Raw genomic sequence first — 23,928 nt, 5'->3', positions numbered from 1 at the left:
GTACGGTGGCAAGAGCAAGAAGGAAACACCTGTAACCATGCCGAACACAGCAGTTAAGCTTCTTCACGCCGAGAGTAGTTGGTGGGAGACTGCCTGCGAGGGTAGGACGCTGCCGTGCTTTTTAGCATTCCGGCTTAGCTCAGTTGGTAGAGCGCTTGACTGTTAATCAAGATGTCGTCAGTTCGAGTCTGACAGCCGGAGTTTAAATTGGAGTGTTGTCCGAGTGGCTTAAGGAGCATGATTGGAAATCATGTATATGGGTTAATCCTGTATCGAGAGTTCAAATCTCTCACACTCCGTAAATAAAAGCCCATAACAGTTGATGTTATGGGCTTTTACGTGTTTAAGTTTGCCAGAAATTTCGCTTAATTTTTAACTATTTAATAACCTTATTTTTGAGTTTTAATTATATCCATTAAGGACATTATTTTTTAATAGACGATGGTTATTTCTAGCATTTTACTAAGACTGACTTATATTGCAATGATTATTAAAATTTGTCTTCTGTTACAGCATTGCCCTTTTAATCTTTTTTTGTAAAATAAATATGTAATCATAATTTGGTGGTGAATAATGATATTTTTAACATTAATATTAGACCTTTGCTTTTTCGGTTCTATCTTCTATATGCTGTACGTGACCATAAACTTAAAAACCAGTTCAACTAAGAAACCTTTAAAAAAGAAGTTGGGCACTTGTATTGTTGACTGGTTTAGGATATGGTGCATCCGATTTTTTTAGTGACACTGAATACATTAATAATGAGGATACTAGTTACCAGTCTAATCGTGAAAATGAAAGCTTAACTAATGACAACGATACTGATAACATAGCACAAAATTGTGTTTACCTTTTTATAATTAGTACTATCATGGTCACTATCGTAAGGTCGACTGATTTTACCTGTGCTCACAAGATGGTTGCCTTTTTCATCGAAATTTAATTATCAGATTCAACTGTGTATAACTTATTTTTTATGGACTAAAACTTTTAGCAGTATGCAACTCGATCTATGCACTAACAATAAGGTATTAAAAATAATGTAAGATTTTATAATAAAAGATTATATTTTATGTTATATTCCTGTCACGATTTACATTCAAAAAATTTCAATATTTCCCTTATAAAAAAATTTACTTCTAAGTTTAAAATTTAAACAGTTATTGCCAAGAGTATAGTAGAATGAATGATTAGCCTAATGTCATTAAGTATGTGGTTGTGTGAGCTATTGATTATTGAAAGAAGTTATTCTTGTTGAATAATTCTTTTCTTCATCCATAAAGTCAGAAAAAATAAAAGTGCCGATATCCTAGGTTCGATTTTCCAGATTAGCTTTTCTATCAATCATACTTTCATTTAAAAAAGGAGTAATCAGTTGAAAAGTTTGTTATTCTCATATTTTGATAAAAATATTATTACTAAATTTATTTATTAAATAAATTATTTCGTGTAAAATTAATTTAAGCTATATATTATTTTAGAATCATTGAAGTGAAAGCAAAATTTTTAACATATATAAGATTGAATTGTGGTGATGAATTTGAAATTGAAAGAGGCTAAAATTTTCAAAGATACTTCAAATAAACTAACTTTTGTAAATTATAATCCAGATACTGATGACTATTTTAATTTTATTGCAGAACAATATAATAAACGTCAACTAAATCAGGTCATTATTACTTCAAATATAATGATTATATTGATTTTTTCGTTAGTTGATAAATACAAGTTTTGCTTAGAACGAGTTGAGTTTATGAACGATGATGATACACTGGATAATGAAATTCAGAACTTAGTTAATAATATAAACAATGAAGAGAATTTTATCTTTTTGTTACACAAGTTGCTGCTTCTATCCTATGAACAATCGATTGACATATTAAAGATTCATCTAAAAAAAAGGTACGAACATAAAAGCACACAAATTAAAATACAAGCTAACGGAATCTTTTTTATTGATAAATCTAATTTTGATAAATATTCTCAAAAGATATTAGATATAGTATCAGATAGTAAGGTTTATTATTAAATTATGGAAATTGCTATAAGAATATATAAAGATATTAAACCTGTAATTATATTGTTAATTAGTAATTATCTACAATACTTGCTGCCACTAGCTCATATGATTCCAATTTTTAAAACTAGTTCTTATTATACAGTAGATATTACAATATACACAGCTATTTTATCATTAGTGTTGGCTAAAGTAGAAAATAAATTAAAGAAAAGACGAAAAGAAATAAATGTAATTTATTATAATACAAGGAATAGAGAATTATTTTCAGACATATGTACTTTGAATATAAGCGGTTCAGTATATGAAAGACTCAAGATTCAAATTATGGTAAGTGGAAATATAAACTCTAAAAAAAATACTACTTTAAATTTTATATTTCCAAATTATGTTTCTGTGCAACAAAAAGAAAAAAAAATTTTTTGTGGGGAAATTAAAAATAATTGTTTGACTATTAACTTAAAGGAAATTGCTAACCAAAATGCTGATCAAGATTTTATTACTACAATTGAGCTTGCAGTAATTCAATCTGGTCACTATAATGCCAGTTCAACCGTAAAAAGCTTTTTAAAAAATAAGGATTTTATGTTAACTTTGAATAGTAAAAATAAATTAGTAATAAAAGTAAATTAGTATTTAAAATTTTTGGAGAGTGGTTAAATGGTTTCTGTAACTAGATGGAATGATAACGAGTGTAGGAATATTGAAGATATTATAAATACAATTACTAATACTAAACATAGTTATGATTCAAAACGCATGTTATTTAAAGATATAGAGACACGTCTCCTCTTAAAAAAAAATAAAATAATAAAAATAGAAAATAAAAAAATAGAATTTAATATAATAAGATATAACTATAATCAGATTAATAAAGATAATTCTCAAAATCCCTTGCCAGTCGAAGAGAGAACAATAAAAAAATCGGGTTATGTTGTCGTGTACACCGACATTAATGATAGTAAATCAATTGTAAACTATATAATTAATCGTAATTCCGATGCATTAAAAATTTTAAGAGTTTTATTAAATTATTCTGAAAAAGGTGAAATTAGTAAAGAACAACCAGTTTTAAAAAGTGATATGTTTATTTGGCTGATAAAGCGCATCTACTGCAAAGAGAATAAAATAAAGTTAAAAGAAAAAAAGAAAATTTTAAAAATAGATAATTTAACAGAATTCAGAGGACAAACTGAAGATGCCACTAACATAGTATCAGCAAATGGTGAAACGATTATGAATATTTTAAGTACGCTATCATTTTTGCTTGAAAGTAATAATATGAGACAAATTAAGTTTAGTTTGGCATATGAGGATCATGAAAATATTGAACTAACTTTCTCGAAAAATATCATAGGCACTAATGTTAAAAGTTATTCTGGTTCTTTTGAAGATGACAATATTCATCTTGACAAAGAAGACAGAGATTTAGTTATTGAATCTGAAATTTACTTACTTTGTTATCTGATTATATTGCCCAATATTATTAATGTATATTCAAAGGAAATCGAAGAGAAAAATTGGAATTTAGAAATTCATAAAAATTTTTTGGAAAAAGTTGCCACTAATTTACAGAAAAAAATAAAAAATAAAATTACGAAACTTACTCAATAATAAATTTTTTGTCCTTTTAGGAAAATATATGTAATAAAAATAATTTTATATAAATTTTCGTTTGTAAAGTGTAACTGTAAGATTGTATTAGTCTTTATCTGTATTATCAGTGACAAAATCAGATAGCATTATAATTTGAGTACTAAATATAGTATTACTTTTCATGCAAAATTATCAAATCAGATAAAACCGATTTTTTATTATACGACTTAGTTGTTTCTTTTGCATCACAAGGTTCACTGTGTATAAATTTTGAATTATGTGTAGAGCCAGTATACTTATTGAGTTGCAAAAATTTTTCTAGTAAATTCTGCTTTTTTAACATATAGAGCTAAATATAGTCCCCAGTTAATGGATTTCATTTTCAGAAATCTCCATATTTTTTAAAAATTTACTGTTAACTTAACTCTTTATTTTATATAGAAATTTTGCTTTTGTTTTCTAATCTAGTTTGAAATTATAAAGTGATAATATCTCTATTGATATAAGTTTACTATTAATTTTAAATTTGAGTTATCTAATAAAGAAGTATTAGAAAAATTAATTTCTACCTTAAATATATTATTATTATTTATGATTTGTTCATTTTTAAACATATTTATTGTAATTCTTGTTTTCAAAAGGAAAATTTTTCTATCTTTTATTTTCGTTAACATCATTGTCTTGTCGCTGAGCTTTTGATAATAATTATTGTATAAAATCTTTTACATTTAAAAATTTTTGTCTTTAAATCTAATTATTTTTCTTGTTACAAAATGATAAAGGAAACAGAAAAATAAAATTATTATTTTCTACACTTTTATTTTTGAAAATACAAATTTAAGTTATATTTTAGTTGTAAAAATGGCAGGTTTAAAATTTTATAAAAATTAGAGGGTTACTTTAAAGTTCTATATCTATTGGAATTAATATAGAATTTTCCAAAAAAATGTAGACATAAATAGAAACTTATGCTAAATTATTAAGAGTGGTCGAGAGATGACAACAAAATGGAGGATTAGCTCAGCTGGGAGAGCATCTGCCTTACAAGCAGGAGGTCACAGGTTCGAGCCCTGTATCCTCCATAATGATGGTGGTGTGAAGGGAAGTTCGCGCCGCCATTATTTATTGATTTAATAAATTGAATCCTTGCATTTTCTTTCAAAATAGGTATACTATTGAATGTGCTTTGATTCAGAATAATGACCCGTTGGTCAAGTGGTTAAGACATCGCCCTTTCACGGCGGTAACATGGGTTCAAATCCCGTACGGGTCACTTTGGAGGATTAGCTCAGCTGGGAGAGCATCTGCCTTACAAGCAGGAGGTCACAGGTTCGAGCCCTGTATCCTCCATCGTTCTATGGCTACCGAACATGCGGTAGCTTTTTTTATTATCAATATAATATATAAGAACATGGAACGAAAATTTTTAAAAAAATCGGTTCAAGTCCTGAGAGGATCCTTAAATGGAGATGCCTTGTAACCGAATAGCTATTGTCTATAGGGGGACTAATATGGAAAAACGTTTGTTTACTTCAGAATCTGTTTCTGAAGGTCATCCAGACAAAATTGCTGATCAGATTTCTGATGCAATTTTGGATGCTATTATTGCCAAAGACCCTCAAGCTCATGTAGCTTGTGAGACCATTGTCAATACTGGTATTGTCTATGTCTTTGGTGAAATATCAACTAGTGCTTATGTTGATATTCAAGGAATTGTTCGCAAGACAGTTTTGAGAATTGGCTATGATAAACCAGAACTTGGTTTTGATGGCAATAATTGCGCTGTCTTAATTGATATTGATGAACAATCACCTGATATTGCTCAAGGCGTTGATCATTCTCTTGAAACGCGTGAAAATCAATCTGACGAAGATCAGCTTGATCAAATTGGAGCTGGAGATCAAGGCTTAATGTTTGGTTTTGCAATCAATGAAACGCCTGAATTAATGCCTTTGCCTATTTCGCTTGCTCATCGCTTGATGAGACAGGTTGCCAAGCTACGTAAAGACGGTACTTTAACTTGGCTTAGACCTGATGCTAAGGCAGAAGTGACTGTTGAATATGATGAAAAACAAAAACCAACACGTGTAGATACCGTTGTTATTTCAACACAGACCGATGATAAGGTTTCAAATGAGGAAATTCGCCAGGCTATGATTGATTTGGCAATTAAAAAGGTAATACCTACTAAATACCTTGATGAAAAGACCAAGTTTCTAATTAACCCATCAGGTCGCTTTGTTATTGGTGGACCTAAAGGTGATTCAGGATTGACTGGACGTAAAATTATTGTTGATACTTACGGTGGTTATGCTCGCCACGGTGGTGGCGCTTTTTCTGGAAAGGATCCGACAAAGGTTGACCGTAGTGCCAGTTATGCTGCCAGATATGTGGCTAAAAATATTGTTGCTGCAGGTTTGGCTGATCGCTGTGAAGTTCAATTAGCTTACGCAATTGGTGTTGCTCATCCCGTTTCAGTTATGGTTGATACAGCCGGAACTGGTAAAGTAAGTGATGACCTTTTAACAAAAGCAGTACGTAAGGTCTTTGACTTGCGCCCAGCTGGAATAATAAAAATGCTTAATTTAAGGCGGCCAATTTATGAGCAAACAGCAGCATACGGTCACTTTGGCAGAACAGATATTGATTTACCTTGGGAGAAAACTGATAAAGTTCAAGATCTTTTGAATTTTGTTAACGAAAATAAGTAAAGCTTTTCATTAATAAAGGAGTTGTAATTTTGAAAAAGACAAATGTACGAGTAGTAATGATTGCAATTTTTATGACGACATTTATGACCGCCATTGAAGGTACAATCGTTTCTACTGCAATGCCGACAATTGTTTCCGATCTGAATGGATTAGAAATTATGAATTGGGTTGTTTCAATATTTTTGTTTATGACTGCTGTATCGACTCCTTTATATGGTAAATTAGCAGACAGCTTTGGTCGTAAACCAATTTTTCTATTTGGAATAGCGCTTTTTGTTATTGGGTCTGCACTTTGTGGTCAGGCGCAAAACATGGTTGAATTAATTTTATTCCGTGTTATCCAAGGACTAGGTTCTGGAGCTGTTCAACCGGTTGCTATGACCATAATTGCAGACTTATACAGCTTGGAAAAAAGAACAAAAATGCTGGGTCTCAACTCTGGTTTTTGGGGCGTAGCTTCAGTCATTGCTCCATTACTCGGCGGCTTTATTGTCCAAAATCTTTCTTGGCACTGGGTTTTCTACATTAATGTGCCAATTGGGATTATTGCTCTTTTGCTGATCATCTTTTTCCTTAAGGAACCCAAGAATAAGAAAAAGACTAAGCTTGACGTTAAAGGAACATTTTGGCTAGTTGTTTTGCTTTTAACCTTAATGTTTACTTTACAAGATCTTGGAACCATTAAACCGCTTATTTTAGCCGCTTTGGTTGCTTTAATCATTGTTAGTGCGGTAATTTTCTATCACGAAGAAAAGCGCGCCGATGATCCGATAATGCCGCTGTCAATGCTCAAAGGCAGAGAGTTCTTGGCTGTTAATATGATTACCCTGTTCGTCGCTGGAGTAGTTATTGGCTTTGAGTTTTATATTCCAACCTGGATGCAGGGCATTAACGGAACTTCTGCTACTATTGCAGGTTTTGCCGTAACTCCAAGCTCTGTTATGTGGGTCGTAGGTTCATTCTTGATCGGAGGCATGCTAAGCCGCTGGGGCGTAAGAAAAACCTTCTTTGGGTTGCTGACAGTTCTTCTAGTGGCTGATTGTATGTTACTGCTTGTTCCAATCCATACTCCGTTTTGGGTATTTTGTGTAATAGCAACGCTTAATGGGTTTTCGTTTGGTGGTGTTTTAACTGCTTCACAAGTTAGATCTCAGGTTTTGGTTTCTAAAGAAAATATTGGTGTTGCTACTTCCTTTAACACTTTAATGAGGTATTTGGGTCAGACTATGATGGTTTCCATTTTTGGTATTACTTTTAATACTGTGGTGGCACATCAACTTGCTAAACATCCGAATTTAACATCAGGCATGATGAACAAAATAGTTTCATCAGCTAAAGCTCAAGAATTATCTGCAAACTTAATTCCGCAATTAAGACAAGTACTGTTTAGTGCTTTAAAAGGAGTTTACTTCGTTTCGCTTGCTGCTATAATAATATCTGTTATTTTTAATTGTATTTATAAAAGCAAAGAGAAAGCTAATTAGTAGTTAGATTTATAACAGACCTGCTGGTTTATTTACCAGCAGGTTTTTTATTAGTAGAAATATTTTTTCTAAAAAATTATAATTGTTAATATTAAATTTAATAGGTAACTGGGGTATTAAAAATGACAAGGGAAATTACTAATTGGCGTTCCTTAGGTGGTTACACTGGATTTGCAGGAAGAAAAGTAAAAGATGGACTACTATTTCGATGTGGACAATTGTATAATTTGACGTCTTATCAAAAAGAACAAGTCCAAAATAAATATCAAATTAAGAGGGTTTTTGATTTTAGGGGTGAGGAAGAAAGAAAACAATTTCCAGATTATTTGTGGTCCGGATTAGATTACGTTGTAATTGATGTGTTAAAAGATGCGCAAGTTAATCAAGCCAGTGTTGATGAAATTGTTTCCGGTAATAATCAGGCTGAAGAAGATATGCTTACCACCTATGAAGAACTGGCTTTACAAAAATCTGCTCAAAATGGCTATCACCAATTTTTAATGGCGCTCATAGATGATCCTGTTCCGACAGCATTTCATTGCTTTGCGGGTAAAGATCGCACAGGAGTGGCAGCAGCTTTAATTTTGAAAAGCCTGGGAGTAAGTGACGATCAAATCTTTGCCGATTATCTAAAAACTATTTCGGCCCGCAAGCAGGAAAATCAAGAAATTTTGGACTACTTAAGAGATCAATTAACTAGTTCACAATTAAAAGATGTTGCTATAGCTTTAACGGTTCAAAAGTCATATTTGGAACGGTATTTTTCTGCCATTAAGCAAAATTATGGCGATTTTGATAATTATTTGATTAAAGGACTGAATTTACCGAGTGATTTTAAGAGCAAAATGAGACAAATTTATTTAGTTCAAAATTAATTAAATAAGAAAATGATATGTTTCTTGAATTCTGGAATCATATCATTTTTAGTTTTTGACTTCCTTCACAACTGATTTTGAATAATAGTGTCATACCAATATAAGGTATGTGTAATATTAGTTTTGGTAGATGTTGTTTGCCTACAAAAAATTCAGCTGACAATAGAGACAAAGTGAGCTAAATTTATATTAAAGGAATTTAATTATTCAAAATTTATTAAGGAGAAAAAATGCAAAGAAACGACTATATCAAAAGTTTAAATCTTGAACCTCACCAAGAAGGCGGCTGGTTTAGACAAGTTTATACTAGTGACGAAGAATTTTATGATAAGGATAGCAAAGGAAATCGTTTTTATTACACTTCCATTTACTTTTTGCTTGATGATACCAGCTGTTCTCACTTTCACCGACTGAACCATGATGAAATGTGGTATTACCACGATGGAGAAACAATTACTATTCATTGTATTTTTCCAGATGGTAAATATACTGCTGTTAAGTTAGGCAAAAATGTTTCGGCTGGAGAATGTATGCAATTCAAAGTTCCCAAACACACCATTTTTGCATCAGAAGTTACTAAACCAAATAGTTTTTGTTTAGTAAGTTGTGTTGTTTCACCAGGATTTGATTACCATGACTTTGAGATGCTTAAAAAGGCAGATTTATTAAAACAGTACCCTGCATATAAAAGCATCATTGAACGACTAGCACTAGATTAGAGTAATTTTGACATAAAAAAGGATTCAAGCTTATTTTCAAAGCAATGAATCCTTTTTACTTAATAAATATTTTTTTGTGCTCTTTGATTTTCTAAATAATAGTGGTATAAGAAAGAATAACCAATCAAAAGAAATGCAATTCCTTCTAAAAAACCACCAACCACATCAGAAGGGTAGTGAACGTGGTTGAAAATCCTTGTATAACCAATTAGTATTGGAAAACAGGCCCAAATGATGCACAATACAGTTTTTATAGCTTTATTTTTAATTAATAAAATTGTTAAAACAATCAAAATCCCAAATAATGTGGCACTGCCAACTGAATGTCCTGATGGAAAACTATAACCGTGAGCTGCCACAAGGTGTTGGGTAAGCGGTCTGTGACGAGCTATTGCGTGTTTGATGATCCAGTTGTATCCGTTAGCCACAATCATTGTTCCAGCAGTAAAAAATGCATAAGCAAATTTTCTGCAAAACGCCAAAACAATTACCAAGATGATCGTTTCGAGCATAATTACGTTAGTATTACCTAAATTAGTAAATGTAGTTGCAAACTTGATTGTGGCAGGATTGTTATTGCAAATAATATTTATGACAGTTTGATCAAATTTTTGGATAAACTGGTTTTCGGAAGCAACTAAAATTGCCCACGCTGCATAAGCAATCAAAAAGATTGTAGCAGGTACTATTGTGTCTCTTTTTGTCTGAATTGTTTTGTTCAAAAACTTTCTCCCCTTGTTTTTTTTATTCATTGTGGTAAATTATAATCATTATTGGTCAAAAAATAAAGATCAGGAACTAGTAGCAATTTTGTTTTTCTATAGAGAAGAGTCGGAAGGTGCAAGACTTGAAAAATAGGTTGTGAACTGAGCCTGGAACAAATCTAACGTTTGCTATCCGCGTTAAGGGGCATGAGTGTCGCACTTTTGGTGCGGAACTTAGGTGGTACCGCGATTATTCGTCCTATGAAAAAATATTTCATAGGACTTTTTTTATGAGGTAAAAAATATGTACAATCACAAAGTTGTCGAAAAAAAATGGCAGGATTACTGGGAAAAAAATCAAACATTTAAAACCGGTAATGACCCGAAAAAGAAAAATTATTATGTTTTAGATATGTTTCCTTTTCCATCCGGTAAAGGACTGCATGTAGGACACCCAGAAGGTTACACAGCAACCGATATTGTCGCACGAATGAAGCGCAGTCAAGGCTATAACGTCCTTCACCCAATGGGTTGGGATGCTTTTGGTCTTCCTACTGAACAATATGCTCTTCAAACGGGACAAGATCCGGCAGTTGTTACTACTGAAAATATTGCTAATTTTAAAAGACAGCTCAATACTCTAGGATTCTCATACGACTGGAACAGAGAATTGGCAACTTGTGATCCAAAATATTACAAGTGGACGCAATGGACTTTTGAGCAAATGTATAAAAATGGCTTGGCTTATGAGGCAGAAGCACCGGTTAACTGGTCACCAGATTTAGGTACAGTTGTTGCTAACGAAGATATTGTTGATGGTAAGACTGAACGTGGTGGTTACCCAATATATCGTCGTAACATGAAGCAATGGATGTTAAGAATTACCAAATATGCTGACCGTCTTCTTGCAGGCCTGGATAATCTTGACTGGCCAGAAAACATTAAGGAAATGCAACGTAACTGGATTGGTCGTTCAGTAGGTGCCCAAATTACTTTTAAAGTAAGAAACTCTAATGAGACTTTTGATGTTTTTAGTACCCGTCCAGATACTTTGTTTGGCGCAACCTATGCTGTTTTAGCGCCTGAAAATAAATTAGTCCAGAAAATAATGACTGATGGTCATAAAGATGAAGTCAATGCCTATATTAAACAAATTGAATCTAAGTCCGACCTTGAAAGAACAGATTTAAATAAAACTAAGACTGGCGTTTTTACTGGTGCATATGCAATTAATCCTGTGAATAATGAAGAAATTCCTATCTGGATTGCTGACTATGTACTTGGCAGTTATGGTACTGGTGCGGTCATGGCAGTTCCTGCCCACGATACACGTGATTATGAGTTCGCTCGGAAATTCAATTTGCCTATTAAGGCTGTTATTAAAGGTGGAGATATTGCTCAGGAAGCATTTACCGGTGATGGTCCACACATTGAATCAGAGTTTCTAAACGGCCTTAATATTGCAGATGCTAAAGAGAAAATTGTTGCCTGGCTTACTGAACACCAGGCTGGAGAAAAAAAGGTCAATTACAAATTACGCGACTGGGAATTTAGTCGTCAGCGCTATTGGGGTGAGCCAATTCCAGTAATTCATTGGGAAGATGGGGAAACTACTTTAGTTCCTGAAGATGAATTGCCGTTAGTTTTGCCACACGCAACCGATATTAAGCCGTCAGGCACACCAGAAAGCCCCTTAGTAAACTTAAAAGACTGGGTTAATGTAGTTGATAAAAACGGCCGTAAGGGTAAACGTGAAACTAATACTATGCCTAATTGGGCTGGTTCTTCATGGTACTTCCTGCGTTTTGTTGATCCGCACAATGATAATAAATTAGCCGATTACGAATTGCTGAAAAAGTGGATGCCGGTTGATCTTTATATCGGTGGTGCAGAGCATGCTGTGCGTCACCTGCTTTATGCTAGATTTTGGAATATGGTTTTATATGATTTGGGAGTTGTTCCAAATGAAGAGCCATTCCAAAGATTATTCAACCAGGGATTAATTCTGAAAGACCATGATAAAATGTCTAAGTCAAAAGGCAATGTAGTTAACCCGGATGACGTGATCGATGAGTATGGTGCAGACAGTCTGAGAATGTACGAAATGTTCATGGGACCTCTTGATGCTTCTATTGACTGGGATGATAATGGTCCCGCTTCAACCAAGAAGTTCTTGGATAGGGTTTGGCGCTTATTTGTCAACGATTTAGATCTTAAAGCTATTCCTCAAGAAAATATCGTGGAGGACAACGATGGTACTTTAGATAAAGTTTATAATGAAACTGTTAAAAAGGTAACGGAAGATTTTGATGATTTACACTTTAATACCGCGATTTCTCAATTAATGGTCTTTGTTAATGCCGCACAGAAAGCTAAAACTATTCCAAGGAAATATGCGGAAGGTTTTATCACGCTTTTAGCGCCGATTGCTCCACACATGATGGAAGAAGTCTGGCAGATATTTGGTCATAATGAATCTGTGACCTTTGCCAAATGGCCAACCTATGATCCGGATAAATTAGTTGTGTCAACAGTTGAAATTATGGTACAAGTTAATGGCAAACTGCGCGGAAATTTCACAGCAGCTGTTGATTTAGATAAAGCTGAAATTCAAAAGCAAGCCTTGGCTTTACCTCATGTACAAAAATTTTTAAAAGGCAAAGATATTAAGAAGGTCATCGTCGTACCAAATAAGATTGTTAATATTGTAGCCAAATAAAGTTAATTTTTCCTAAAGTGCAAAGTATATTTGTTGTTAATTGCCTTTTTTCATTCACAATAATATAGTTAGTAAACTAGATTTAGGGAATATTAATGAGAGAAAATAATTTATCTGAAGAAAATACACAAAATACCTTCATTAAGGGCAGTGCATGGATGACTTTTGGCTCTATTACTTCACGTATTTTAGGGGCACTCTATATTATTCCATGGTTTTATTGGATGTCACCTTACGGCAATATTGCCAATGCATTAACTGCTAGAAGTTATAATATCTATAGTATTTTTATTTTAATATCTACAGCAGGAATTCCTGGCGCTGTCGCGAAACAGGTGGCAAAATATAATGCGCTTAATGAGTACGGTGTAGGACGTAAACTTTTTCATCGTGGTCTGATTTTAATGGTAATTTTGGGTATCATTTCAGCTGCAATAATGTACTTTGCTTCGCCTTTTTTGGCATCTAATGGTTCGCAAATTGATCCCAGACAGGTAAAAGTCATGCGTAGTCTGTCATATGCTATCCTGATTATCCCTGTTTTAAGCATTATGAGAGGATATTTTCAGGGCTATGAGGACATGATGCCATCGGCCATGTCTCAGTTTGTAGAGCAATTGGCAAGAGTTATTTGGATGTTGTTAACTGCTTATATAATTATGCAGGTGCAGCACGGTAACTTTGTTGATGCAGTTGTGCAGTCAAATTTAGCTGCAGCTATCGGAGCAGTTTTTGGGATTGCCATTCTAGCCTGGTTTTTGCTTTCAAGACGTAATAAGCTTAATAAATTAGTTGAAAATTCTAATAATGAAATTCAAGTTTCAACCTCTGCTCTTTTTGCAGAAATTATTGCTCAGGCAATTCCGTTTATTATTATTGATGCCGGTATCCAGCTTTTTTATCTGGTGGATCAATATACCTTTCATCCTATGATTGGTAATTTAATTAATGCCTCTAATAATACAATTGAGACTTGGTATGCGTTATTTGCTCTCAATGCTAATAAGCTGATTATGATTATTGTTTCTCTTGCCAGCGCGATGGCTGTAACAGCGATTCCTTTGTTATCATCAGCCCATACCAAGCATGACTTTAAAGGTATTTCTGATCAAATAGGTAATACTTTAGATCTGTTTCTATTTGTCATGATTCCAGCCTCTTTTGGTATGGCAGCAATTTCTACACCAGTTTATACCATTTTCTATGGTTATGATAAATTAGGTTCAAACGTATTATATCTTTCATCATTTACGGCAATTAGTTTAGGTTTATTCACTGTATTGATGGCAATTTTACAGGGATTATCCGAAAATGGTCTTGCCATAAAGTATTTAGTATTAGGCTTGATTATAAAAATTTTGATGCAATATCCAATGATATACTTGTTTAAAGTATTTGGACCATTGATTGCCACTAATTTGGGAATGCTAGTTATTATCTTTATGGCCTTAAAACATCTTAAGGTTGGCTATAATTTCAATGAAAATCGGACAAGAAGGCGTTTTATCGGAATTACTGCTTTTTCCGTGATCATGTTTTTGCTGGTTTTGGCTGCGGAAAAAGGTCTTGAACTGTTTTTGAATCCTGCAAGTAGTTTACAGTCACTTGTCATTGTTTTTGTCGCGGTAGTTGTGGGTTGCTTGTTTTATGGCTTTGCGGCTATCAAATCTGACCTGGCACAGAAGATACTAGGCGATAAAATTATTCCTATCTTAGAAAAACTGCATATTCATGCATAAGTGTGAAGCTAATATTAAAACTTGGTACCGTAATAAAAACGGCATCAAGTTTTTTGCTTTGAGCTAAATATATTTAGAACTACTTTGTTAATCGACTTATATTAGCTTTTTAAAATTAAATGAAAAACTCTTTGCTAACTGAATTAAAACTCGGTAAGCAAAGAGTTTATTAATTTAAACCGAAATGTAATATTTATTTTATTGACCTACTTTTTAAGCATGCAATTATTTATAATTCAAAGTATAGTCTACACAGTCAATAATCTTTTGCATACCTTTAAACAAAGCATCTTTTTCGGTAGATAAAGAAATTCTAAAGTATCTGTCAGAATACTCGAAATCACTACCTTTGGCGACAATTACATGAAAGTGGTCTTCTAATAGCTTATAGTACAAATCAACATCTTGGATTTCATCAGGGATTTTAATAAATATATATAAGCCTCCCAGATACTTTGAGGAAGCAAAATATTTACTTGCAGAAAGCAGCTTAGTCAGTTTTTTACCTCTTTGTCCAATTTCTTCAATGTGATAGGTATATTTCTCTGGTTCTTCTAAAATTATTTCACCAATGAATTGACTAATAGTTGGGGCACTGAAAGTGATCCCCTCATTATAATAACCGTCCCGTTCAATAATACCGGCAGGAGCAATCACATAGCCTAGACGTATTCCTGGGATAGCAAAAGTCTTGGAAAAGCTGCTGACTAATATTTGATGAGAAATGTCAGTTGAGACTGGTTGATACTTATAGGTGCTCGGATAGTCACTATAAACATGATCATCAACTATAAAAATATTGTTTTCCTCACAAAGTTTATTCAAGAAGTTACGGTCTGTTTTTGAAATAGTTGCACCAGTAGGGTTATTAGGATAGTTAATGATAATAGCCTTGGTATTTCGATTTACTGCGTTTTTGATTTGGTCTTTTGGTAATGCAAAATCTGGAGCCTCTGATTTAACAATTACTGGAGTTGCGCCCACTCCTGCAATTAAATTTAAGTACGAAGGGAAAAAGGGAGCTATAACTATAATTTCATCACTTTGAGATTTGATGATTGACTTTAAGGATAAAAATGCACCATGTAAGCATGACACTGTGATTTGGATGTTAGCTACATCAATATCTTTTATACCGTAATTCTCTTTGTAATACGAAATAATTTCTTTTCTAAGTTTTGGCAGGCCCATACCCGGAGTGTATCCATTGCCTTCTTTTTCAACCCGTTTCACCAGTCTGTCAATTATTCTTTTGTTTATTCCAGAACGAAAATCCCCAATAGATAAGTCAATGTAATCTGATGGGAGTATATTAACGTCTAAGCTCATAATATATTAACCTTTCTTTAAGTAAATTATTGTATAAATCATATTATTTAATTCGAAAAAGGTCAAATTGCATAAAAATAAATTCAGGTCTAATTTTCATGTAATCGCACTAGAATTAAACTTGAATTTTTGAGTAAGACAAATAAATTTAAAAATTTAGTACTTGTGAAATTCACCGTCAGGAGTGTCATTACCGTGATCCTTTTCAGGCATAACAATTGCTGCAATAATATATAAAAGCAATCCTGTAAAGAATGAAAACAATATTAAGGCTCCGCCTCCAATCCTGGTCCACGCTTTATCCCAGCCAAAGTATTCTGCGACTCCGCCAAAGACACCGGAGACAATCTTATCCTCGGATTTTGTTAAACGTTTTTGCATGGCTATACCTCCTTTTACTATAATTTTAATACAAAAAAATCATTTAAGTACAATTGAAAACATATTTTTAAAAATAAAAGTAGCCAAGTCTAAGTTTTTGAAAAATCACTTGCGAAATATTAAAGTGCCTAGCAGAAACTCCGCGAAATACCATTGATACTATTTACAGGTATAGCAATTTTTATACTAATATAAGCATTTATCTTTTGCTTATTTTTAGTTAAATCGTTGTTGCTTCAAGTAACTATTGTGACTGTCAATTAGCAAGTTCTGAATAATACGCTAGAAATAAGGAAAAATAGAAAACAAAAATCGTAAAATAATTGAACAAGAGGAATTAAATAAATATTTAGGAAAAAGCAAAAGAGCTAGTTCCACAATGGACCAGCTCTTACTAGTTTAACGTGATGCCCCGAAAAAGATTCGAACTTTCACTTAGTTACCTAAACAGCGACCTGAACGCTGCGCGTCTGCCAATTCCGCCATCGGGGCTTATTATTTTTAGCACAGTAATAATCATACCAAAAATTTGGTAAAATGTAAGCATAAAACTTAAAATAATCCAAAAAATATCAGGGAAGGGAGAATCACACTTGAAAAAGAAAGCAAAAGCCATCATTCTATTTTTTATCAGCTTTTTATTACTGGCATTTCCAGTTGACGTGTATGCTGCTTCAAAATTGCCTGGTAATTATGATCAAGATAAAGTAGCTATCGATGCTAAAGCAGCTATAGCAATTGACAGTATGACTGGACAATTATTGTATGGCAAAAATATTAATCAGCCATTGCCCATAGCTTCAATGACAAAACTGGTAACCGCATATTTAACCCTAAAGGCAATTGATCAGGAAAAAATCAATTGGAACACTAAGGTTACGCCTACTCGGCAAATTTTTGCCGTTGCCAGTAACAGAGAGTATTCAAACGTTCCCTTGCGTATGAAGCACACGTATACGATTAGACAATTGTATCAAGCAACCTTAATTGAATCCGCTAACGGAGCCGCAATGATGTTAGCAGAAGCAATTAGTGGCTCTCAGGTTGCGTTCGTTAAGCAAATGAGACAGCAGCTGCAAAAATGGGGCATTAAAGATGCTCGTATTTATACAACCTGCGGATTGCCCAACAAAAGCGTTGGTAATGATGCTTATCCTGGGGCAGGTAAAAATGATGAGAACATGTTGTCTGCCAAGGATATGGCTATTGTAGGTCAGAAATTAATACAGGATTATCCTGAAGTACTTAAGACTACTAAAATTGCTAAAATGGACTTTATTGACCAAAATATGGCAACGCCAATGAGCAATTTTAACTGGATGCTAAAAGCGATGCCGCAATATCATAAAAATCTAAAAATAGATGGTTTGAAAACAGGAACTACTGATGCTGCAGGTGCTTGTTTCATTGCGACTGCACCTCATCGTGGTGGGCGAATAATTACTGTAATAATGGGAGCAAAACATGTTACCAACACTGATCCTGCCCGTTTTATTCAAACAGCTAAACTGCTCAATTACGTTTATCAAAAATACGAGCCCTTGATTTTTCAGCGTAATGAAGTAATTATTGGTCACACGAATATGGCAGTTCACAATGGACAAGCCAGACAGATAAATATTGGTATCAAAAATAAAACACTGATCTGGATACCACAAAATGGCTCTAAATTTCAGGTGGGTTTAACAGCTGAAACTGTTGAAGCTCCTGTAGAAAAAGGGCAAAAAATTAACTCTTATTACTTTAAGACCGGCAAAAACAAAATTATTTCACTGCAAAGTCCTAATGGCCTATTGTTGCCCGCCCATGCTTTAGAATCAACTAATAGAGTAAACATTTTTGTAAGGTTTTGGCGCTGGCTATTTGGAGGCTAATATGGCAGTAATTACAGAAGATATTTTGACTAAAGTAATAAAAAAAAGACCAAGTAATTCTCACAAAGGCAATTACGGCAGGGTCTTATTAATAGGTGGCAGTGAAAACTATGGTGGTGCAATTATCATGGCAGCCGAGGCTGCACTTAATAGTGGTGCTGGACTAATTTCTGTGGCTACCCATGCAGTGAACCTGGATGCACTGCATGCGCGTAATCCTGAGGTCATGTTTATTGACTGGCATGACCGGAATTTGGTAAATTTAATGAAAAAAATGGATGTTATCGTTTGTGGACCAGGTTTAGGATCCAGCACTTTTACTCGGCAATTAATGTCAACGATATGTCAAAATGTTTCTCAAAATCAAATATTGATTTTGGATGCAAGTGCTTTGGACATGATTGATCAGGATGCAAAGAAAATTCCAACTCAAATCGGTTTAGTGGTCATAACACCACATCAGATGGAATGGCAAAGGTTGAGTCAAATTAGAATCCCATATCAGACTGACAGTGCGAATTTAAATGCTTTGAAAAAGATTTTTCCTACACAAAATGCTGTTTTGGTTTTAAAATCAAATCACACTCACATTTATACCAAAGCTAATCAGATTTTTGTAAATCCGTTAGGCAACCCTGGCATGGCCACGGGTGGAATGGGAGATACATTAGCAGGTATTATTGGTGGCTTTACAGCTCAATTTGGTAATAATTTGGATTCTGTTCTGGCCGCAGTTTTTATTCATTCTTTAGCAGGCGATAAAATTGCTGAAAATAATTATGTGGTGCGACCGACTGAAATAAGTGCAATGTTGCCTCAGCTAATGAGTCAATATGCTAATTAGATATTTTACGTTAAAAATTTGGTTGGGAGAAAGGTTATAACATGAAGAAAAGTCTTTTAAAAGTTCTTACTGCTTTTTGTGTTTTATTAATATGTGCTATTAGTCTGGCACGAATTTCAATGCCATCTCAGCCAGAAACTAAAAACTCAACTAAGGAAGCGAAGAAAACAGCTGTTATTAAAACTGCAGCATCTTATCGACCGTACCGGGACCCAAAGGATTTACGTTCTCCTTTTAATTGGAAAAAGCCAAGTGAGACAAAGCCTTATCCTAAAATTAAGCATCTCGAAAATGACTTAACAATTAGAGTCTCCCTCAAGGGTAATCGAGTTTACATCTTGCGGGGTAATAAACGAGTGTACACCATGCTGGCAAGTGCTGGTTTGTTTAAAAAAGGCAAGTCATTGACACCAACAGGAAATTATAAAATTAAAAATGGTCGTGGAGACGCTTTTTATAATCCTGAATTAAATGAAGGTGCTAATAACTGGACTAGTTGGGACAAAGAAAATGTTTATCTTTTCCATTCCGTTCCTACGAAAGGCAACGGCAAATACAATATTAAAGAGGCTGAAAAGCTAGGTGTCAAGCCTGCCTCTCATGGCTGTATCAGGTTAAGCGTTCCTGATTCACGCTGGTTGGCTGAAAATATTCCAGTAGGTACCAAAGTAATTATCAAAAATAACTAAAAAATTTGGCTCAGCTTTCATTTCCTGTTATAATCTTTTGGTGAAAGTGGTTAGGAGTAGTAGGCATTTTTTTAGAAAAGCGAGCTTGAGTTGGTGAAAGTCAAGCTGGAAAAATGACTGAAGGCGTGTCTAACTAATAATTTAGCAAATTTAATAAGCGGATACTTTGTATCAAATAGAGTGGTACCGCGGGTTATAACTCGTCTCTTCTTCAAATAATGAGGAAGAGACTTTTTTTGGCATTTAGGAGGAAAAATGGATTTTAAAGATAAGGTAGTTGACTTAATCGCTAGTCAGGTTGACCTTCCCAAAGATCAAATCAATTCATTAATTGAAAGACCAAAAAATGAAAAAATGGGTGACTATGCTTTTCCAGCCTTTGCATTGGCAAAAGTGCTGCATCAAAATCCGGTAGTTATTGCGCAAAATATTGCAGACAAACTAAAAAGCGGTGATTTTGCTTCAATTAAAGCTGTCGGACCCTACGTTAATTTTTCTATCAATCACAGCAAGTTGATTTCACAAACTCTCACAGAAATCTTGCAGCAAAAAAAGCACTTTGGGGATCAAAAGTTAGGAGAGGGTAACGTCCCAATTGACATGTCTAGTCCTAATATTGCCAAGCCAATGTCTATGGGTCATTTAAGGTCAACTGTGATTGGTAATTCAATCGCTAAGACTTTGAAAAAGGTGGGGTATTCACCTATCAAAATTAATTATTTAGGTGATTACGGCACTCAATTTGGAAAATTAATCGCTGCTTATAAGCATTGGGGCGTTGAAGAAGATGTGAAAAAAGACCCCATCATGAATTTATTTAAATACTACGTAAAATTTCACAAAGAGGCTGAAAAACATCCGGAACTGGATGATGAAGGACGTGCGTGGTTTAAAAAACTAGAAGAGGGCGATCCCGAAGCAGTTAAATTGTGGCAATGGTTCCGTGATGTATCTTTAGCTGATTTTAATCGCATTTATAAAGAACTCGGAGTTACTTTTGATTCATATAAAGGCGAAGCTTTCTTTAATGATAAAATGCAACCTGTGATTGATGAACTGAAAGAAAAAGGTCTCTTGCATGAATCTCGCGGTGCACAAGTGGTTGACATGGGTGAAGATGAAAATCCTGCTTTGATTGTTAAATCTGATGGTACGAGTATCTATTTAACACGTGATTTGGCAGCTGCAATTTATCGGATGAAGACTTATCATTTTGTTAAAATGCTTTACGTAGTCGGCAATGAACAGGCTCAGCATTTTGTGGAGCTAAAAACCGTTCTGAAGAAAATGGGCTATGATTGGGCTGACGAAATTTATCATGTTCCTTTTGGCTTAATTACTCAAAATGGTAAAAAGCTTTCTACTAGAAAAGGGAACGTGGTTTTCCTTGATCAGGTTTTACAGGATGCTGTTAATTTGGCACAAAAGCAAATTGAGCAGAAAAATCCTGATTTGACCAATAAAGATCAAGTAGCTCATGATGTTGGAGTTGGCGCAGTTATTTTTCATGATTTAAAGAATGAAAGAACTGAAAACTTTGACTTTGACCTTGATGAAGTTGTTCGTTTTGAAGGTGACACAGGTCCATATGTGCAGTATACAAATGCTCGTGCCCAAAGCGTTTTACGCAAGGCAGCTGCTCAAGGCTATGAACCACAACTCTCAGATATAAATATTGATGATGATTGGGCTTTTAATGTTGCCAAATCTCTGGCTGATTTTCCGCGCATTATTGCTCGCAGCAGTGAAAATTTTGAACCGTCAGTAATCGCTAAGTATGCCCTTGATTTAGCTAAAAAATTTAACAAATATTATGCTAACGTCAAAATCTTAGTAGATGATGATCAAATTAATGCTCGATTAGCTTTAGTTCAAGCAACCTCAATTGTTTTAACCGAGGCTTTGCGCTTATTGGGCGTAAATGCCCCTAAAGAAATGTAAAAATTTTAAATAATAACGTTTACATCAAATAAAAGATTGTTCAATGTTTAATTAATACGATACAATATGACTGTAAGTTTAATAGGAGGTATATTTAATGGCATATTTAGATAATGGTAATCAAATCTTTAAGGATGCTCGTAAAAACCATTATGCAGTAGGTGCTTATAACACTAACAACTTGGAATGGACACGTGCAATTTTGCAAGCGGCTGAGGAAACAAGAACCCCAGTTTTAATTCAGGTGTCAATGGGTGCTGCTAAGTACATGGGTGGCTATAAAGTTGCTAAAGACTTAGTTGAAGACGAAATTGATGCAATGGACATCTCTGTTCCAGTTGTATTGAACTTAGATCATGGTAGCTTTGAGGCTGCTAAAGAATGTATTGCTCTTGGTTATTCATCAGTTATGTTTGATGGTCATGCTTTACCAACTGAAGAGAACTTAGCTCAAACCAAGGAAATCGTTAAGTTGGCGCATGAACGTGGCATTTCAGTTGAGGCTGAAATTGGTAAAATTGGTGAAAATCAAGGTGCTGACGGGGGTGAGCTTGCATCTGTCGAAGACGCAAAGACATTCGTAGCCGCAGGTGTTGACAAACTTGCTTGTGGTATTGGTAATATCCATGGTGTTTACCCAAAAGGCTGGAAAGGCTTAAACTTTGATCGTCTGAAGGAAATCGCTGATGCAGTTTCTGTTCCGTTGGTATTGCATGGTGGTTCAGGTATTCCTGAAGACCAAGTTAAGAAGGCTATTTCTCTTGGAATTTCTAAAGTTAACATTAACACTGAATTCCAATTAGCTTTCCAAGCTGCTACTCGTAAGTACTTTGAAGCCCACAAAGATGAAGATAAGGACAACAAGGGTTATGACCCTCGTAAGCTTCTTCTTCCAGGTACAGAAGCAATTACAGCTTCAATGAAGGAAATGATCACTTGGCTTGGTACTCCATCAATTGATGACAAGATTAAGTCAGCTGGTTTTGACAAGAGTTCATTGAACTTAGAATAATTTAATAATTAATAATATTAGAGATCAATCTGAATGATTGGTCTCTTTTTTTATTTTAACAACTGGGATTAAAAATCGATTGCAAACGAAAAACATTATTTTCATAATTATATTTTAAGACTGAAAAATGTGCCTCTTCTAATTTAACTTTCTCATGTTCAAAATATTCTTTTTTCGGTTCTTTTGCTTGTTTAATTCCTAAAGAAGTTAGAGGTGAATCACAAAATCCCTGGATCTTATGTTGGACATTAAACAAAATTTGTCCGGGACACATTAGATAAACATATTTCATTTTTTACCTTCTCGGATATATACATTTAATTGTAAACAAAAATATCATAAAATCTAAATGAAATAAATTGACTTAAAGTCTAATTTAAGCGTTATACTCAAGAAAAGAAGTATGGAGGGATAAACATGATTTTTGAAGAAACATTTACACTTAATAATGGGGTAAAAATCCCTAAACTAGCATTAGGAACCTGGGAAATCCCGGATAATGAAGTAGCTGCACCTGTGAAAAATGCCTTAAAAATGGGTTACCGGCATATTGATACTGCTCAGGCATATCATAACGAAAAAGGAGTTGGTCAGGGTATTAAAGATTCAGGTATTAGCCGTGATCAAATCTTTGTTAATTCTAAAGTAGAGGCTGAAATCAAAAATTATCAAGAAGCTAAAAAGTCAATTGATGAAACCCTTACTCGCATGGATCTTGACTATTTAGATATGATGATTATTCACAATCCTCAACCTTGGAAGGAAGTTAATCAGTCAGATGATCGCCATTTTGAAGGCAATCTAGAGACTTGGCGAGCATTAACAGATGCTATGAAAGAAGGAAAATTACGCGCAATTGGTGTTTCCAGTTTTCAGCCGAAGGATTTGCAGAATTTATTTGACAACAGTGATGTTAAACCAATGGTAAATCAAATTTTGTGTCATATTGGAGCAACACCAAAAAAGTTGATTAATTTTTGTCAAGAACATGACATCGTTGTGGAGTCATTTTCGCCAGTTGCTCACGGTGAGGCTCTGACGAATAATACTATTAAGAGTATGGCAGAAAAATATCAAGTTTCAGTTGCCCAATTGTGCATTCGTTATGATTGGCAGCTCAACACAGTAGTTTTACCTAAGTCTGTTAATCCAGAGCATATGAAACAAAATTCAGAATTGAATTTTGAAATAAGTGATGTAGACATGAAAACTTTGGAGGATATTCATAATTTTGATTATGGCACTTCGAGTCATTTTCCAGTATTTGGTGGAAAAAGATAAAAAGAATACTTCA

Annotated in this window: 19 protein-coding genes, 6 tRNA genes, 1 rRNA gene, 1 pseudogene, 1 riboswitch and 1 other annotated feature; of the genes and pseudogenes, 22 read left to right on the top strand and 5 right to left on the bottom strand. The window is 34.1% G+C overall.

Translation table 11 applies throughout. From position 1 onward, the window contains the following. Position 1: 1 nt before the first annotated feature. The 14 genes from rrf to ERK18_RS08050 all read left to right on the top strand — a co-directional run bounded on the left by rrf (position 2) and on the right by ERK18_RS08050 (position 9,402). Positions 2 to 118, top strand: a 5S ribosomal RNA gene (gene rrf, locus ERK18_RS08115). Positions 119 to 128: 10 nt separating this feature from the next. Further along, positions 129 to 201: transfer RNA gene (locus ERK18_RS08110), tRNA-Asn, on the top strand. Between the two features lie 8 nt (positions 202 to 209). Continuing rightward, a tRNA-Ser gene (locus ERK18_RS08105) sits at positions 210 to 299 on the top strand. Positions 300 to 703: 404 nt separating this feature from the next. Continuing rightward, complete coding sequence (locus ERK18_RS08100) at positions 704 to 943, top strand: hypothetical protein (protein ID WP_187155038.1); 240 nt, start codon at positions 704 to 706, stop codon at positions 941 to 943. A gap of 597 nt (positions 944 to 1,540) precedes the next feature. Then, positions 1,541 to 2,029, top strand: a complete 489-nt coding sequence (locus tag ERK18_RS08095; RefSeq protein ID WP_187155037.1) for a hypothetical protein — start codon at positions 1,541 to 1,543, stop codon at positions 2,027 to 2,029. 3 nt (positions 2,030 to 2,032) lie between these two features. After that, a complete protein-coding gene (locus ERK18_RS08090; protein ID WP_187155036.1) occupies positions 2,033 to 2,650 on the top strand; it encodes a hypothetical protein in 618 nt (205 codons plus the stop codon). Positions 2,651 to 2,677: 27 nt separating this feature from the next. After that, positions 2,678 to 3,631, top strand: a complete 954-nt coding sequence (locus tag ERK18_RS08085) for a hypothetical protein (protein WP_187155035.1) — start codon at positions 2,678 to 2,680, stop codon at positions 3,629 to 3,631. Between the two features lie 991 nt (positions 3,632 to 4,622). Then, positions 4,623 to 4,695, top strand: a tRNA-Val gene (locus tag ERK18_RS08080). A 119-nt stretch (positions 4,696 to 4,814) separates the two neighbouring features. Further along, a tRNA-Glu gene (locus ERK18_RS08075) sits at positions 4,815 to 4,886 on the top strand. 4 nt (positions 4,887 to 4,890) lie between these two features. Further along, positions 4,891 to 4,963 (top strand) — tRNA-Val (locus ERK18_RS08070). Between the two features lie 83 nt (positions 4,964 to 5,046). Then, positions 5,047 to 5,127: riboswitch (SMK box riboswitch) on the top strand. Further along, positions 5,125 to 6,324 (top strand): methionine adenosyltransferase, encoded by a 1,200-nt coding sequence (gene metK, locus ERK18_RS08065; protein ID WP_187155034.1) that lies wholly within the window; start codon positions 5,125 to 5,127, stop codon positions 6,322 to 6,324. (Overlaps the previous riboswitch by 3 nt.) Positions 6,325 to 6,353: 29 nt before the next feature. Beyond that, the gene (locus tag ERK18_RS08060) at positions 6,354 to 7,808 is read left to right on the top strand and encodes an MDR family MFS transporter (protein ID WP_187155033.1); all 1,455 of its coding nucleotides are present in this window, start codon (positions 6,354 to 6,356) and stop codon (positions 7,806 to 7,808) included. Between the two features lie 122 nt (positions 7,809 to 7,930). Then, positions 7,931 to 8,683 carry a tyrosine-protein phosphatase gene (locus ERK18_RS08055; RefSeq protein ID WP_187155032.1) on the top strand — a complete coding sequence of 251 codons (753 nt, stop codon included), beginning with the start codon at positions 7,931 to 7,933 and terminating at the stop codon, positions 8,681 to 8,683. Positions 8,684 to 8,913: 230 nt separating this feature from the next. Continuing rightward, positions 8,914 to 9,402: a cupin domain-containing protein gene (locus ERK18_RS08050; protein ID WP_187155031.1), complete on the top strand. Its 489-nt coding sequence runs from the start codon at positions 8,914 to 8,916 to the stop codon at positions 9,400 to 9,402. Positions 9,403 to 9,461: 59 nt separating this feature from the next. Here ERK18_RS08050 and ERK18_RS08045 read toward each other — a convergent pair whose 3' ends face one another. Continuing rightward, complete coding sequence (locus tag ERK18_RS08045) at positions 9,462 to 10,154, bottom strand: phosphatase PAP2 family protein (protein ID WP_187155030.1); 693 nt, start codon at positions 10,152 to 10,154, stop codon at positions 9,462 to 9,464. 26 nt (positions 10,155 to 10,180) lie between these two features. Then, positions 10,181 to 10,371: a binding site (T-box leader), on the top strand. 39 nt (positions 10,372 to 10,410) lie between these two features. Here ERK18_RS08045 and leuS point away from each other — a divergent pair. Next, complete coding sequence (leuS, locus tag ERK18_RS08040; RefSeq protein ID WP_187155029.1) at positions 10,411 to 12,825, top strand: leucine--tRNA ligase; 2,415 nt, start codon at positions 10,411 to 10,413, stop codon at positions 12,823 to 12,825. Positions 12,826 to 12,920: 95 nt separating this feature from the next. Beyond that, positions 12,921 to 14,564, top strand: a complete 1,644-nt coding sequence (locus ERK18_RS08035) for a putative polysaccharide biosynthesis protein (protein WP_187155028.1) — start codon at positions 12,921 to 12,923, stop codon at positions 14,562 to 14,564. A 225-nt stretch (positions 14,565 to 14,789) separates the two neighbouring features. On the opposite strand, the gene ERK18_RS08030 is transcribed toward ERK18_RS08035, so the two are convergent. The 3 genes from ERK18_RS08030 to ERK18_RS08020 form a co-directional block, all read right to left on the bottom strand. Next, positions 14,790 to 15,893 carry a pyridoxal phosphate-dependent aminotransferase gene (locus tag ERK18_RS08030; RefSeq protein WP_187155027.1) on the bottom strand — a complete coding sequence of 368 codons (1,104 nt, stop codon included), beginning with the start codon at positions 15,891 to 15,893 and terminating at the stop codon, positions 14,790 to 14,792. 156 nt (positions 15,894 to 16,049) lie between these two features. Next, positions 16,050 to 16,274, bottom strand: coding sequence for a PspC domain-containing protein (locus tag ERK18_RS08025; RefSeq protein WP_045928355.1), 225 nt, complete (start codon positions 16,272 to 16,274; stop codon positions 16,050 to 16,052). Between the two features lie 408 nt (positions 16,275 to 16,682). Next, a tRNA-Leu gene (locus tag ERK18_RS08020) sits at positions 16,683 to 16,766 on the bottom strand. 101 nt (positions 16,767 to 16,867) lie between these two features. Between ERK18_RS08020 and ERK18_RS08015 the strand changes: the two genes are divergently transcribed. The 5 genes from ERK18_RS08015 (at position 16,868) to fba (ending at position 22,634) form a co-directional block, all read left to right on the top strand. Continuing rightward, complete coding sequence (locus ERK18_RS08015) at positions 16,868 to 18,148, top strand: serine hydrolase (protein WP_187155026.1); 1,281 nt, start codon at positions 16,868 to 16,870, stop codon at positions 18,146 to 18,148. Position 18,149: 1 nt separating this feature from the next. Continuing rightward, positions 18,150 to 18,992: an NAD(P)H-hydrate dehydratase gene (locus ERK18_RS08010; protein WP_187155025.1), complete on the top strand. Its 843-nt coding sequence runs from the start codon at positions 18,150 to 18,152 to the stop codon at positions 18,990 to 18,992. 41 nt (positions 18,993 to 19,033) lie between these two features. Continuing rightward, positions 19,034 to 19,681, top strand: coding sequence for a L,D-transpeptidase (locus tag ERK18_RS08005; RefSeq protein ID WP_187155024.1), 648 nt, complete (start codon positions 19,034 to 19,036; stop codon positions 19,679 to 19,681). Positions 19,682 to 19,936: 255 nt separating this feature from the next. Next, the gene (gene argS, locus ERK18_RS08000) at positions 19,937 to 21,622 is read left to right on the top strand and encodes an arginine--tRNA ligase (RefSeq protein WP_187155023.1); all 1,686 of its coding nucleotides are present in this window, start codon (positions 19,937 to 19,939) and stop codon (positions 21,620 to 21,622) included. A gap of 97 nt (positions 21,623 to 21,719) precedes the next feature. Beyond that, a complete protein-coding gene (gene fba, locus ERK18_RS07995) occupies positions 21,720 to 22,634 on the top strand; it encodes a class II fructose-1,6-bisphosphate aldolase (protein WP_187155022.1) in 915 nt (304 codons plus the stop codon). A gap of 180 nt (positions 22,635 to 22,814) precedes the next feature. On the opposite strand, the pseudogene ERK18_RS09635 reads toward fba, so the two are convergent. Further along, positions 22,815 to 22,926, bottom strand: a pseudogene (locus tag ERK18_RS09635) (histidine phosphatase family protein); the annotation flags it as partial. A gap of 125 nt (positions 22,927 to 23,051) precedes the next feature. Here ERK18_RS09635 and ERK18_RS07985 point away from each other — a divergent pair. Continuing rightward, the gene (locus tag ERK18_RS07985) at positions 23,052 to 23,915 is read left to right on the top strand and encodes an aldo/keto reductase (RefSeq protein ID WP_187155020.1); all 864 of its coding nucleotides are present in this window, start codon (positions 23,052 to 23,054) and stop codon (positions 23,913 to 23,915) included. Positions 23,916 to 23,928: the final 13 nt, after the last annotated feature.

Origin of the sequence: Lactobacillus kimbladii, assembly GCF_014323605.1 — a bacterium.
Classification (GTDB): Bacteria; Bacillota; Bacilli; order Lactobacillales; family Lactobacillaceae; genus Lactobacillus; species Lactobacillus kimbladii_B.
Note: the sequence above shows the minus strand (reverse complement) of the source record. Positions and strands in the feature narration are given on the sequence as shown.